12 protein-coding genes are annotated in these 13,117 nt (G+C 73.6%); 8 read left to right on the top strand and 4 right to left on the bottom strand.

Features of this window, described 5'->3' with window-relative positions; translation table 11 throughout:
- Positions 1 to 7 precede the first annotated feature (7 nt).
- A complete protein-coding gene (locus O7626_RS14815) occupies positions 8 to 1,090 on the bottom strand; it encodes a DUF3866 family protein (protein ID WP_278061745.1) in 1,083 nt (360 codons plus the stop codon).
- A gap of 194 nt (positions 1,091 to 1,284) precedes the next feature.
- Between O7626_RS14815 and O7626_RS14810 the strand changes: the two genes are divergently transcribed.
- The 6 genes from O7626_RS14810 to O7626_RS14785 all read left to right on the top strand — a co-directional run bounded on the left by O7626_RS14810 (position 1,285) and on the right by O7626_RS14785 (position 6,164).
- The gene (locus O7626_RS14810; RefSeq protein ID WP_278061744.1) at positions 1,285 to 2,286 is read left to right on the top strand and encodes a WYL domain-containing protein; all 1,002 of its coding nucleotides are present in this window, start codon (positions 1,285 to 1,287) and stop codon (positions 2,284 to 2,286) included.
- A 56-nt stretch (positions 2,287 to 2,342) separates the two neighbouring features.
- A complete protein-coding gene (locus tag O7626_RS14805) occupies positions 2,343 to 3,437 on the top strand; it encodes a YafY family protein (protein ID WP_278061743.1) in 1,095 nt (364 codons plus the stop codon).
- A gap of 10 nt (positions 3,438 to 3,447) precedes the next feature.
- Positions 3,448 to 3,702 carry a hypothetical protein gene (locus O7626_RS14800; RefSeq protein ID WP_278061742.1) on the top strand — a complete coding sequence of 85 codons (255 nt, stop codon included), beginning with the start codon at positions 3,448 to 3,450 and terminating at the stop codon, positions 3,700 to 3,702.
- Between the two features lie 204 nt (positions 3,703 to 3,906).
- Positions 3,907 to 4,203 carry a Sec-independent protein translocase subunit TatA gene (gene tatA, locus O7626_RS14795; protein WP_278061741.1) on the top strand — a complete coding sequence of 99 codons (297 nt, stop codon included), beginning with the start codon at positions 3,907 to 3,909 and terminating at the stop codon, positions 4,201 to 4,203.
- 15 nt (positions 4,204 to 4,218) lie between these two features.
- Complete coding sequence (gene tatC, locus O7626_RS14790) at positions 4,219 to 5,172, top strand: twin-arginine translocase subunit TatC (protein ID WP_278061740.1); 954 nt, start codon at positions 4,219 to 4,221, stop codon at positions 5,170 to 5,172.
- Positions 5,173 to 5,222: 50 nt separating this feature from the next.
- Positions 5,223 to 6,164, top strand: a complete 942-nt coding sequence (locus O7626_RS14785; protein WP_278061739.1) for a diacylglycerol kinase family protein — start codon at positions 5,223 to 5,225, stop codon at positions 6,162 to 6,164.
- Positions 6,165 to 6,471: 307 nt separating this feature from the next.
- Here the strand turns inward: O7626_RS14785 and O7626_RS14780 are convergent, their stop codons facing one another.
- On the bottom strand, positions 6,472 to 7,164 hold the full coding sequence (locus O7626_RS14780; protein WP_278066165.1) for an HAD-IA family hydrolase: 693 nt from the start codon (positions 7,162 to 7,164) through the stop codon (positions 6,472 to 6,474).
- 170 nt (positions 7,165 to 7,334) lie between these two features.
- Here O7626_RS14780 and O7626_RS14775 point away from each other — a divergent pair, with 170 nt between their 5' ends.
- Both O7626_RS14775 and O7626_RS14770 read left to right on the top strand, forming a co-directional pair.
- Positions 7,335 to 10,115: a DEAD/DEAH box helicase gene (locus O7626_RS14775; RefSeq protein WP_278061738.1), complete on the top strand. Its 2,781-nt coding sequence runs from the start codon at positions 7,335 to 7,337 to the stop codon at positions 10,113 to 10,115.
- Between the two features lie 263 nt (positions 10,116 to 10,378).
- Positions 10,379 to 11,299 carry an MHYT domain-containing protein gene (locus O7626_RS14770; protein WP_278061737.1) on the top strand — a complete coding sequence of 307 codons (921 nt, stop codon included), beginning with the start codon at positions 10,379 to 10,381 and terminating at the stop codon, positions 11,297 to 11,299.
- Positions 11,300 to 11,399: 100 nt separating this feature from the next.
- On the opposite strand, the gene O7626_RS14765 is transcribed toward O7626_RS14770, so the two are convergent.
- On the bottom strand, positions 11,400 to 12,551 hold the full coding sequence (locus O7626_RS14765) for an SRPBCC family protein (protein ID WP_278061736.1): 1,152 nt from the start codon (positions 12,549 to 12,551) through the stop codon (positions 11,400 to 11,402).
- A 2-nt stretch (positions 12,552 to 12,553) separates the two neighbouring features.
- Positions 12,554 to 13,006 carry a hypothetical protein gene (locus tag O7626_RS14760; RefSeq protein WP_278061735.1) on the bottom strand — a complete coding sequence of 151 codons (453 nt, stop codon included), beginning with the start codon at positions 13,004 to 13,006 and terminating at the stop codon, positions 12,554 to 12,556.
- Positions 13,007 to 13,117 lie beyond the last annotated feature (111 nt).

Below are 13,117 nucleotides of genomic sequence, written 5' to 3'. Positions count from 1 at the left end.
GGCGGGTTCAGCGCAGCCCGGCGGCGTACCGGCCGGCGGCGGCCGCGGCCAGGAAGTAGGCGTGCTCCTCGGCCAGCGCCCGGCCCATCGTCGACAATCGGACCGGACTGGCCCGCAGCGCCTCGTCGAGCCCGTGCACCGGCACCCGGACGAGCCGGTGCCGCCCGACCAGCCGGGCCAGCGCCGGTTCGACGAGCGCGGCCAGCTTCGCCGGCAACTCGGCCGGGAGGACCAGGTCGGCGGCGGCCAGCGCCACCCTGCCGTAAGCGGTCAGGCTGTGGTGCGACAGCCCCCGGTGCCGGTCCCGAGGGTCGGCGCCGGAGATCCGCAGCGAGCCGACCGGACGGCCGCCGAGCGCGGCGACCGCGTTGACCGCCTCGCCGACGGCGACCCCGGAGAAGCCCCACCGGGTACCGGTGCCCAGGTTTCCCGGTCCCTGCGCGACGATCGCCACGTCGGCCCGGAGCACGTGCCGGGCGGCGAGCAGCCCGCTGTGCAGGTTTGTCGCCTCCAGGTCGCCGCCGAACGCCTGCCCCACGGTGACCGTCCCGGCGAGCTGCCCGCGCAGCCCGTCGATGGTGCGGGAGAACCAGGCCGGCAGGGCACCGCCGTCGGTCATCAGGTAGCCGATCCGGGCGTCCGGCGCGTCGGCCCGGATCCCGGCCACGATCGCCGGCAGCGCGGAGTGCAGGTCGGCGGTGACCACCGGCAGCCCGCCGAGGTCGTCGGCGTCGACGAGCGCGGCCCGGTGCGGGGACGCCTCCTCGTCGACGCCGAGCAGGATCGGTTGCAGCGGCGTGTAGCGGGCCTTGACCAGGTGCCCGGCGTCCCGGCTGTCGACCGTCTCGGACGGGTCCGCCGGCAGCCGGTCCGGCAGCGCCACCACCAGGGCGTACCCGCCGGTGCCGAGTCCCATCAGCAGCGCGCCGACGTTCAGCAGCACCCGGTCGCCCGGCTCGGGGTCGCCGACCAGTGCCGGGTACGCCAGCGCGCGTGCCGGCGCGCCGTCGGCCTGCCGGACGTCGAGTTCGACGGCACCGTGCCAGCGCCGCCGGACCGCCGTGACCGTGCCGGACCGCCATCGCACCATGGCCGGCAGGGTAACCGGCTACGGCCGGCCGCTCCGGGTCGGGTCGAGAAAGACGTACCGGATCTGCGGGAAGCGGGCGACCAGCCGGCGCTCGACCTCCTCGGCGTCGGCCTCGATCTCGGCTCCGGGTCGAACCGGGGCACGGTGCCGCGCGGGTACCCGGTTCGTGATCCGACACTGCTAGCGTCTGTGTCGTGTCGCGGACCCGTACCGAACGCCTGGTCAACCTGGTGATCTGTCTGCTCTCCACCCGGCGGTTCCTGACCGCCGCCCAGATCGCCGCGACCGTGCCCGGCTACGAGCACGATCCGGACGATCCCCGGGACCACGAGGCCTTCCAGCGCAAGTTCGAGCGGGACAAGGCCGAGCTGCGCGAGCTGGGCGTACCGCTGGAGACCGGTACGGCCAGCGCCTTCGACGCGGAGCCGGGCTACCGGATCGCGCACCGGGAGTACGCGCTGCCGGACATCCCGCTGGAGCCCGACGAAGCGGCCGCGGTGGGAATCGCCGCCCGGCTCTGGCGGCACGCCGGGCTCGCCGCGGCGGCCTCGTCCGGGCTGGCCAAGCTGCGGGCCGCCGGAGTCGACGTCGACCCGCAGGCCACCCTCGGGGTGGAGCCGGTGGTCACCGTCGACCCGGCGTTCGGGCCGCTGACCGTCGCGGCCCGGGAGCGGCGCACGGTCGGCTTCGACTACCGGGTACCCGACGGGGACGCGCCCACCAGCCGCCGCCTGCAACCCTGGGGCGTGGTCTGCTGGCGGGCCCGGTGGTATGTCGTCGGTCACGACCTGGACCGGGACGCACCCCGCTGCTTCCGGCTCTCCCGGATCGTCGGCGGTGCGGTGAAGCTGACCGGCCGGCCCGGCGCCTTCGCGCCGCCGGTCGGGGTCGACCTGATCAGCCACGTCGCGAAGTGGTCCGGTCCGGTGGAACGCTCCGGCCGGGCCACCGTGCTCGTCGCACCGGGCCGGGCGGCCGGACTGCGCCGGTGGGCCCGGGAGGTGACGAGCGGACCTGACGGAGACCGCCTCGTGCTGCCGTACGCCGACGCCGAGTCGCTCGCCGGTAGGCTCGTCGGCTACGGTCCCGATGTCCGGGTGCTCGAACCGCCGGAGATTCGGGACGCCGTGATCCAGCGGCTCAAGGAGATCACCGCCCGGCACGACGAGCTGGCGACCGCCAGGTCGTCGGGGTGACCCGGAGCGGACCGGGGTAGGGGCCCGGGGGGAACTGACCAGAGGGGGGAGCCGGCGTGACTCGTCCGGCGCAACGGTCCGGCGCTGCGGCGCGGACCTCGGCCGACCGACTGGCCCGACTGCTGAACCTGGTGCCGTACCTGCTGGCCCGGCCGGGGATCGAGATGTCCGAGGCGGCGGCCGACCTCGGGGTGACCGAGCGGCAGCTCCGGGAGGACCTGGAACTGCTCTGGGTTTGCGGTCTGCCCGGGTACGGGCCCGGTGACCTGATCGACATGGCCTTCGACGGCGACCGGGTCACCATCACGTACGACGCGGGGATCGACCGCCCGCTGCGGCTCACCCCGGACGAGGCGCTGGCCCTGGTGGTGGCGCTGCGGATGCTGGCCGAGACGCCCGGGATGGCCAACCGGGACGCGATCGAACGCGCCCTCGCCAAGATCGAGAATGCCGCCGGTGAACTCGCCGACGCGCCGGTCGCGGTCCGGATGCCCGGGGACAGCGACCGGGTGGCCGCGCTGCACGGCGCGGTGCAGCGGGGCCGGGCACTGCGGATCACCTACTACGCCGCGACCCGGGACGAGACGACCGAACGCACCGTCGACCCGATCCGGGTGCTGATGGTCGGCGGGCTGGCCTACCTGGAGGCGTGGTGCCGGCGGGCGGAGTCGATGCGGCTGTTCCGGGCCGACCGGATCGACGCGCTCGACGAGCTGGACGAACCGGCCGCGCCGCCGCCGCAGGCCCGGCTGCACGACGTGAGCGCGGGCATCTTCCGGCCCGACGGGGACCTGCCGCTGGTGACCCTGCGGGTCGGCCGGTCCAGCCGGTGGATCACCGAGTACTACCCGTGCGAGCGGGTCGAGCCCGATCCGGGCAGTGCCGACGCCGACGGGGCCGGCCGGGAGTGGCTGGTCTCGCTCCGGGTCACCGACCTCGACTGGGCCCGTCGGCTGGTGCTCGGGCTCGGGCCGGACGTCACGGTGGTCGCCCCGATGGAACTCGCCGAACAGGTACGGGAGCGGGCCGCCGCCGCGCTCGACGCATACGCGACGCTGCCGTCGGCCGGCGCACCGCGAGCGGCTGCCCCGGAGCAGGTCGGCGCACCGGTCCCCGGCGCCAGTCCGGCGGCCACCGCCGGAAGCCACTAGGCTGGCCGCCGTGGTGAAGTGGATCGTGCTCGCGGCCGTCGTGGTCGGGCTCGTGGTGCTGGGCTTGGCGGTCCGCCGGGTGCTGACCCGGCTGCCCCGACTGCAACGGGCCGCGTTGCGCCTGCAAAAGCGGCAGGACCAGGTTGAGGATCTCCAGCGGGTCGCGCTGGCCGTGCAGGAGCGGGCCGAGACCATGCAGCAGCAGGTGGAGACGATCCAGGAGCGGGTCGTACTGATCCGCGCCAAGCGCGGCGCCGAGGAGTAGTCCGGCCCCGGCAGATGCCCGCGGAGCCGCCCGTCGATCCCTGCTCAGGGCTGTCGATCACGCGGTTGACGGATGACCGGCATTGGTCAAGACTTCACCCGCCGGCCGGAAAGCCACCAGCCTGGCGGGTGGCACTCCTCCCCGACGGACGTACGATGGGCCAGGACACACCCTTTGCTGGACAAACATCGAACTGGAGCTTCCATGGGCGCCCTCAAGCCGTGGCACATCTTCGTCCTCGTGGCTGTGCTGGTCCTGCTGTTCGGCGCGAAGCGGCTTCCGGACGCGGCCCGGTCACTCGGCCGCTCGCTGCGGATCATCAAGGCGGAGACGAAGAGCCTCTCCGAAGACGACAAGGACCTGGCCGAGAAGGCCGACGCGCAGGCAGGACGGCAGCCACTGCCCGGTGACCCGGTCCAGCCGACCAGCGTGCACCAGCCCGGTTACCAGCCGCCCGCGGCCCCGGTCAACGACCCGGTGCAGCGCGTCCGCGACAACTGACCGGGGCAGCCACCCGTGGCCTTCGCCCTGCTGCGCCGGCGCGGCCCGAGCAACTTCGAGCGAGCCGCCGACGGCTCGATGACGCTCATCGAGCACATCCGTGAGCTGCGTAACCGGCTGTTCAAGGCATCCCTGGGCATCGTGGTCGGCTTCGGGCTCGGCATCTGGCTGGCCCGGCCGGTCCGCCGGCTCCTTTCCGAGCCCTACTGCGAGCTTCCGGGTTCAAAGACCGCCGAAGGTGAGTGCAACTTCGTCCAGCTGGGCGTCCCTGACGTCTTCCTGCTCGATCTCAAGATCGCGCTATGGCTCGGGCTGATTCTCGCCGCGCCCGTCTGGCTCTATCAACTCTGGGCATTCATCGCCCCCGGGCTACACCGGCACGAGCGTCGATACGCCTACGTCTTCACCTCACTGGCGGCGCCGCTCTTCGCTGCCGGCGCGGTGTTGGCGTTCTTCGTCGTGTCGAAGGGTCTCGAGTTCCTGATCGAGCTCAGCGGCGACGACATCAACACCACGCTCGAGGTCACCCGCTACATCGGTTTTGTCACGAACATGATCCTGATGTTCGGGGTGGCGTTCGAGTTCCCGCTCATCGTCCTGATGCTCAACTTCGTGGGGCTGGTCAGCGGCCGGAAGATGCTCGGCTGGTGGCGGATCGCCGTCTTCGTCTTCTTCCTGTTCGCGGCGATCGTCACGCCCACCCCGGACCCGTTCGGGATGACCGCGCTGGCCATCTGTCTCTGTGCGCTCTACTTCGCGGCGGTCGGGGTGGCGATGCTCAACGACCGGCGCCGGGGACGCGGCAAGGAGATCTACGCCGGGCTGGACGACGACGAGGTCTCCCCGCTCGACCTGGCCTCGGAACCGGTCATCGCCGGCGAACGGGTCGAGGCCGTGACCCCGCTGGCCGCACCGGACCCGGTCGCCGCGCCGCGACCGATCGACCGGCGCTTCGACGACATGACCTGAGCCGACCTGCGCTGTCGCCCGGCGGCGAGGCAGGCGGTACGGTGCTCGCCGTGACCGCCGACGATCAGCCTTCCTGCCCTGCCGCCGGCCGGCTGGGCGACGGCCACCTCGCGGTACTGGCCAACCCGACCGCCGGGCGGGGCCGCTTCCGAGGGCTGCTGCCGGCCGTACTCGACCGGCTCGGCACGGTGGGGCGGCCGGTGCGGCTGCTCGAGGCCGGCAGTGTCGCGGAGGCGACCGCAGTCTGCCGGGCGGCGGTCGCGGAGGGCGCCGCCGCCCTGTTGACGGTCGGTGGCGACGGCACCGTCCACCTGGCGCTCCAGGCGGTCGCCGGTACCGAGGTCGCCTTCGGCCCGGTCCCGGCGGGCACCGGCAACGACTTCGCCGTCGGCACCGGTTACCCGGCCGACCCGCTCGGCGCGGTCGAGGTGATCGCCGCCGCGATCGCCGCCGGCCGGACCCGCCCGGCCGACCTGGCCCGGATGACCGGCCCGGACGGCACCCGGCGGTGGTACGGCGCGGTGCTGGCGGCCGGCTTCGACGCGCTGGTGAACGAGCGGGCCAACCGGATGTCCTGGCCTCGCGGTCCGCGCCGCTACGACCTCGCCATCCTGGTCGAGCTGGCCCGGCTGCGGCCCCGCCGCTACCTGCTCCGGCTGGACGGGGTGACCCGGGAACTGGACGGGGTGCTGGTGGCGGTCGGCAACTGCCCCAGCTACGGCGGGGGGATGCGGATCTGCCCGACGGCCGACCCGACCGACGGGCTGCTCGACGTGGTCTACGCCGGCCGGATCGGCCGGGCGACGCTGACCCGGATCAAACCCCGGGTCTACCGGGGCACCCACCTGGACCATCCGATGGTGCACACCCAGCGGGTCCGGACGGTCGAACTCGTCGCCGACGGCATCGTCGGGTACGCCGACGGCGAGCGCGCGTTGCCGCTCCCGGTGACCGTGACCGCTGTCCCCGGCGCCGTACGCCTGCTGCGCTGACCCCTCGCCAGCGGCGCTGCCGGCGGGTGCCGCTGGCCCGGGGGATAACCGCGCGAGAGACTGTCGAGCTGCCCCGCCTGTGCTACCGCCGTCGGTCCAGCCCGTTCTTGGCCGACCTCGGTGTGGCCGGATCCCGCGTCGGCCGGATCCCCGTCGGCCGGTGTCGGTGTTGACCGGCGCCCGGTCCGGCCTCGCACCGCCCGGGTCCGGCACCTGAACGGCCCTGCGGCACGCCCGGCGCGATGTTCACCGCCAGCCACAACCCGGCCGCCTACAACGGGCCCTGCGGCACGGCCCCGTCCAGCGGTCAACGGGCGTTCGTGACCGCCAGGTCCACCGCCGCGGTCAGCCCGTTGACCTGTCCCGGCTCGGCGGCCGGAAGCACCAGCACCGCGCAACCGGCGCGTACCGCTCCGGCGTCGGCGGGGGTGTCGCCGACCATCAGGGTCCGCTCCGGGTCGACGCCGAGCAGGCCGCAGGCCCGGTAGAAGATCGCCGGGTCCGGCTTGCAGCGCCCGACCTCGTAGGAGAGTACGAACGCGTCCACCAGTTCCGTCAGCTCCCAGGCCTGGAAGAGCGGCCGGAGGTCGAATCCGATGTTGCTGACCACCGCCACCGGCACCCCGGCGGTACGCAGTGCGCGCAGGGTCACCGCGGTGTCGGCGTACGGGAGCCAGCCGTCGGGCACCAGGAGGCGGTCGTAGAGGGCCTCGGCGAGCCCGCTGACGCCGCTGTCGACCGTGTCGGCCAGCCCCACGAAGGCGGCCCGGTGGGCGGGACCGTAGAGGTCACGTTCCGCCCACACCTCGGCCAGGTGCGGGGGTACCCGGTTCGGCAGTGGCCCGCCGGCCCGACCGGCGGTGACCAGGCGGTCGGCCAGTACGGTGGCCCGGCCCCGGTCGAGGGTCGTCCCGCAGGCCGCCGCGGCGGCCGTCACCCAGGCCACCGGCTCCTCCACCTGGGCCAGCGTGCCGTGGAAGTCGAAGAGCACCGCGTCCACCGGACGGCGCGGCGGGGCTCCGGGGGCGGGACCGTCGGTCCCGCTCGACGTACGGGGCTTGGGCGGTTCGGCATGATCCGGCACGTCGTGCACCCTACCGACCGGCTCCCGGGGGCCCGTCCTACGGCCTGCCGGCGTGCGACCTCCCGGTACGCACTAATCTTGGATTCATGTCGAGCCCCGCCGAGCGGTACGCCGCGGCGCGCCGCCGGGCCGCGCAGGCCAGCATGTTCCCCGCGCTTGACGAGTTCGCCCAGCAACTCGGGTTCGATCTCGACGACTTCCAGCGGGAGGCGTGCCAGGCGCTGGAGCGGGGCAGCGGGGTCCTGGTCTGCGCCCCGACCGGCGCCGGCAAGACGGTCGTCGGCGAGTTCGCCGTACACCTCGCGCTGCGTGCCGGGGAGGAACCGGACGCACCGACCCGGAAGTGCTTCTACACCACACCGATCAAGGCGCTGTCGAACCAGAAGTACCACGACCTGGTGGACCGGTACGGCTCAGCGCAGGTGGGGCTGCTGACCGGGGACAACGCGATCAACGGCGACGCGCCGGTGGTGGTGATGACCACCGAGGTGCTGCGCAACATGCTCTACGCGGGCTCGTCCAGCCTGACCGGGCTGGCGTACGTGGTGATGGACGAGGTGCACTATCTCGCCGACCGGTTCCGGGGCGGGGTCTGGGAAGAGGTGATCATCCACCTGCCGGAGTCGGTGACCCTGGTCTCGCTCTCCGCGACCGTCTCCAACGCCGAGGAGTTCGCCGACTGGCTGATCACGGTGCGCGGCGAGACCGAGGTGGTGGTCAGCGAACACCGCCCGGTGCCGCTCTGGCAGCACATGCTCGTCAACCGCCGGATGTTCGACCTGTTCCACGACGCCGACGCGGCCCGCAAGCACGACGTGCACCCGGAACTGCTCCGCTACACCCGGGAGATGCTGCGCCGGCTCGAACTCGGCGACGGGCGTACCCACGGGCCGGGATGGGGACGGGGCGGTCCCCGGGGGCCGCGCTGGCGCGGGCCGCTGCGGGCCGACATCGTCGAGCGACTGGACCGGGAGGGGCTGCTGCCGGCGATCCTGTTCATCTTCAGCCGGGCCGGCTGCGACGCGGCCGTGCAGCAGTGCCTGGCCGCCGGGCTGCGGCTGACCAGCCCGGACGAGCGGGCCGAGATCCGCCGGGTGGTGGAGAGCCGGATCACCAGCGTGCCCGGCGAGGACCTCGCCGTACTCGGCTACTGGGAGTGGCTCGACGGACTGGAGCGCGGGCTGGCCGCCCACCACGCCGGGATGCTGCCGGCGTTCAAAGAGGTGGTGGAGGAGCTGTTCGTGCGCGGGCTGGTGAAGGCGGTCTTCGCCACCGAGACGCTGGCGCTGGGCATCAACATGCCGGCCCGGTGCGTGGTGCTGGAACGGCTGGTGAAGTTCAACGGCGAGGCGCACGTCGACCTGACGCCGGGGGAGTACACCCAGCTCACCGGCCGGGCCGGGCGGCGGGGGATCGACGTCGAGGGGCACGCCGTCGTGGTCTGGTCGCCGGAGGTCGATCCCCGGCACGTGGCGGGGCTCGCGTCGACGCGTACCTATCCGCTGCGGTCGAGCTTCCGGCCGTCGTACAACATGGCGGTGAACCTGGTCGGGTCGGTGGGTGCGGCGCCCGCGCGGGAGCTGCTGGAGTCGTCGTTCGCGCAGTTCCAGGCGGACCGCTCGGTGGTCGGGCTGGCCCGGCAGGTGCAGCGCAACGTCGAGACCATCGAGGCGTACGGCGCCGAGGTGCGCTGCCACCACGGCGACTTCGACGAGTACTTCGGGCTGCGGCTGGCGATCGCCGACCGCGAGCAGGCGCTGGCCCGGCAGGGGCAGTCGCAGCGCCGGGCCGCCACCCTGGCCGCGCTGGAGCGGCTGCGGGTCGGTGACGTGATCCGGGTGCCGTCCGGCCGCCGGGCCGGGCTGGCGGTGGTGCTCGATCCCGGTGTCGGCGGCTTCGGCGAGCCCCGCCCGCTGGTGCTGACCCAGGACCGCTGGGCCGGCCGGATCACCCCCGGCGACTTCACCACCCCGGCCGAGGTGCTGGCCCGGATCCGGGTACCGAAGCACTTCAACCACCGCTCGCCGGCGGCCCGGCGGGACCTGGCGGCGGCGGTCAGCGGCACCGGCCTGGACCGGCACGCCCGGCGCGGCGGCCGGTCCCGGGGTGGTGCCGGCGAGGACGAGCGGCTAAGCCAGCTCCGGGCCGAACTGCGCCGGCATCCCTGCCACGGCTGCCCCGATCGGGAGGAGCACGCCCGCTGGGCGGAGCGCCGCCGTCGCCTGGAGCGGGACACCGCCGAGCTGCGGCAGCGGGTCTCCGGGCGTACCGGATCGTTGACCCGGACCTTCGACCGGGTCTGCGGCATCCTCACCGCCCGTGGCTACCTCTCGGAGACCGGCGAGGTGACCGACGCCGGGCGGATGCTCGGCCGGATCTGGACCGAGGCGGACCTGCTGGTGGCGGAGTGCCTGCGGCGCGGGGTCTGGGACGGCCTCTCCCCGGCCGAGCTGGCCGCCGCCGTCTCGGTGGTGGTCTACGAGGCGCGCCGGGACACCGACGAGCGGGCCTCGGTGCCCCGGGGGCCGGTCTCGGACGCGGTCGGCGAGACCCTGAAGATCTGGGCCGAGCTGGAGTCCGACGAGGCGGCGCGGGGGCTGGAGGTGACCCGGGAGCCGGATCTCGGCTTCGTCTGGCCGGTCTACCGGTGGGCCCGGGGCGAGGTGCTGGCGAAGGTGCTGGCCAGCGGGCACAACCTGGACGGCGACATGCCGGCCGGCGACTTCGTCCGGTGGTCCCGGCAGGTGGTGGACCTGCTCGGGCAGGTCGCGGACGCCACGGGCGCGTCGGTGGAGCTGCGCGGCACGGCGCGGCAGGCGATGGCGACCATCAACCGGGGCGTACTGGCCTACCACGGCGCTACCTGACCGGCGATCGGGCCGGGATCGGGTGTCTCGAACCGCCGTCGGGTGGCTCCGGGCCGGGACCGGGTGGCTTCGGGCCGGCGTCGGGTGATCGAGCCGGCGTCGGCTGTTCAGGCAGCCGGTCGCTCCGGTCAGCCCAACCGGCACTCCTCCGGTGATGATCTTTCCGGTCACCCTTCCCACGGCCGTCGGCCGGCAGATGCGCCCGAACGCACCGTTGTGGCTGCTCCGACCGCAAGTGATCATCATCCCGGCGCGGAACCGCCGTGCGACGGCGCGAGGAGACCACCGAGATGGCGAGCATCGACCACTTCCAGTACGGCTGGGTGACGCCCGTGCTGAGCTACGGCCTCGCCGTACTCGGTTCGTTCCTGGGACTGCTCTGCGCGGTACGGGTCCGCGAGGCGCGTACTCCCGGGCGCCGGGTCTGGTGGCTGGCGCTGGCCTCCTGGGCGATCGGCGGCACCGCGATCTGGACGATGCACTTCACCGCGATGCTCGGGTTCAGCGTGGCCGGCAACCCGATCCGGTACGACGTGCCGCTCACCGTGGCCAGCGCCCTGGTGGCGATCGGCACCGTCGGGCTCGGCCTGTTCGTGGCGGTGTACTCCGGACAGGTCGCCTGGCCCCGGATCCTGCTCGGCGGCATCTTCGCCGGCCTCGGGGTGGCCGCCATGCACTACTTGGGGATGACGGCGTTGCGGATGCGCGGCCGGGTCGACTACCAGACCTCGCTGGTGGTGGTGTCGGTGTTGATCGCGGTGGTCGCGGCGAGCGCCGCACTCTGGCTGGCCGTCACCGTACGCTCCACCCGGGCGGTGACCGGTGCCGCCTTCGTGATGGGCTGCGCGGTCAGCGGCATGCACTACACCGGGATGGCGGCGATGGCCGTGCACCACCAGCCGGCCGCGCCGGCACCGACCGGGGCCAGCGGGGCGAACCTGCTGCTGCCGATCATGCTGATCGTGGTCTTCGTGGCGTTCGTGCTCTTCTACGCGCTGCTGGCCAGCCCGACGGAGGAGGACCGGGCCGCCTCGGCGTACCTGGCCGACCGGGCCGCCGAGCGGCTCGCGGCCGACCGGGCTGCCGAGCTGCGTGCCCAGGGACTTCCCGCCGAGGGCGCTGTGCGGCGCTCCGCCCCGAGCACCGACCCGGGCCGGCCCTTCAGGACCCGCCAGCCCTTCTGAGCCGGCACCCGCCAGCCCGGCCAGGGCCGCGACGGCCGGTGCTCCAGACCCGGAACGCCCGCTCCAGCGCACCGCCGGCCGCGGTCCAGCGTCGCGACCGTCATTCGCCTCGTTCCTCCCGCCGGCGTCGGGCCACGGGGCGCCGGGACGGCTCCGAGACCCGGCGGACCGGGCGGGGACGTTCCGGCTCCTCGGGAGGCTGCGGGCGGCGGGCCCGTCCCGGCCGGCGTCGACGCGGCTCCTCCTCCGGCTCCTCCTCCTCGTCGTACTCGTCGTACTCGTCTTCCGGGTACTCGTCGTACTCCTCGTCGCGCGGGCGGCGGCGCTGCGCGGGTCGGCGGCGGCCGGCGGGCCGCTCCTCGCGTTCCTGCCCGGCCGGCTGCTCTTCCTCCTCCTCCCGCCGCTCCTGCTCGTCGCGCAGGGCCGTCTCGTGGTCCCGCACCACCTGGGAGTCCTCGATCTCGCCCCGCCAGCCCTCGACGGCGTCCGGGTCGAGGACCGTCTGCGTCATGACGTGCCGGACGAAGTGCTTCAGTTCCAGCCGCACCCGGCGGCCCTGGGCCCGCCAGAGGTTGCCGGTGTGCTCGAAGAACCCCTGCGGGTGGTACTCCAGCACGACCAGGATGCGGGTCAGGTCGGGGGTGAGCGCGTGGAAGCTGACGGTGCCGTCGACCGAGCCCTTCTCGCCCTTCGAACGCCAGTGGATCAGCCGGTCCGGGATCTGCCGGATTATCGTCGACTCCCAGGTCCGGTGCGACCACAACACCTGCGCCTTCCAGGTCAGCTTCTCGTCGCTGTCCGCGTCGACGGTCTCGACCTTCTTCATGAAGCTCGGGAAGTCGCCGAACTGCGTCCACTGGTTGTACGCGACCCGGACCGGTACGCCGACCTCGATCGACTCGACGATGTTGGTGACCTTGAGCTTCTTCGAGCCGCCCTTGCCGCCGCCCTTGCCGCTCCTGCCGAGAGCTGACATCACCCTCTCCTTACCGCCGGCCAGGCCGGCCTGGAACATGGCCTTCACCGGGTGCTGCCCCTCGGCGAGTTTCTGGGCGCCGGTGGCCGCGGCGACGAGGCCGGGGCCGCCGCCCTGCCGGGCGTACTCGTTGAGGCGCCCGGTCGCACCGGTGACCTTCTCCGTCAGGGCCGCCGCCGCGCGCTCACCGATCGCCGAGGCGAGGTTGCGCAGCTCACCCCCGAGCTGGTCACGGGCCCTGGTGGCGAGACCACCGGGCTTGACGTCCTCGGCCATGGTCACCGCCCCCGCCGGCTGCCGGCGTTCCCGCGTTCCGGCTCCGGCGCGGCTGCCTGCTGGTTCTCGTCCCGGCTCCGGGCGCTGCGCTGCGGCTGGTCCTGGCCTGACTCTTCGGGCTGGTCGCCGTCTGCGTCGGCGGCGGAGGAACGGCGGCGCAGGGCGTCCGCGCCGCCGCGCAACCGGCCGCTCAGGGCGTCGATGCGGCTTCCGGCGGCGGCAGTCGCGGCGGCCCGGCTGGCCGAGACGAGCGGGCTGCCGAGGCGGCTGAGGCCGCTCAACTGGGGGGACGACTGAAGGAGTTGCTGGCCCTGCTTCAGCAGGCCGCCCGGACCACGGCTGGCCCGCCCGGCCGCCACGGCGGTAGCCAGGACGAGAGCGCTCCGGAGCTTCTTCCGCCGACCGAGAAGATAACCGAAACCCACCGCGAGTCCGATTCGCACTCCGCTATTCATTCTTTCTCCTCAACTCCCCGGTAGGTGGTAACACCCCTTTTGGGGAGGCCGGGAACCGACTACCAGGGATCAGCGCGACAGCGGCCACCACCTGCGACGTTCCGCTCCGGT

Source organism: Micromonospora sp. WMMD1102, assembly GCF_029626265.1.
In the GTDB taxonomy this organism is placed as follows: domain Bacteria; phylum Actinomycetota; class Actinomycetes; order Mycobacteriales; family Micromonosporaceae; genus Plantactinospora.
This window is presented reverse-complemented; position numbering and strand designations above follow the sequence as displayed.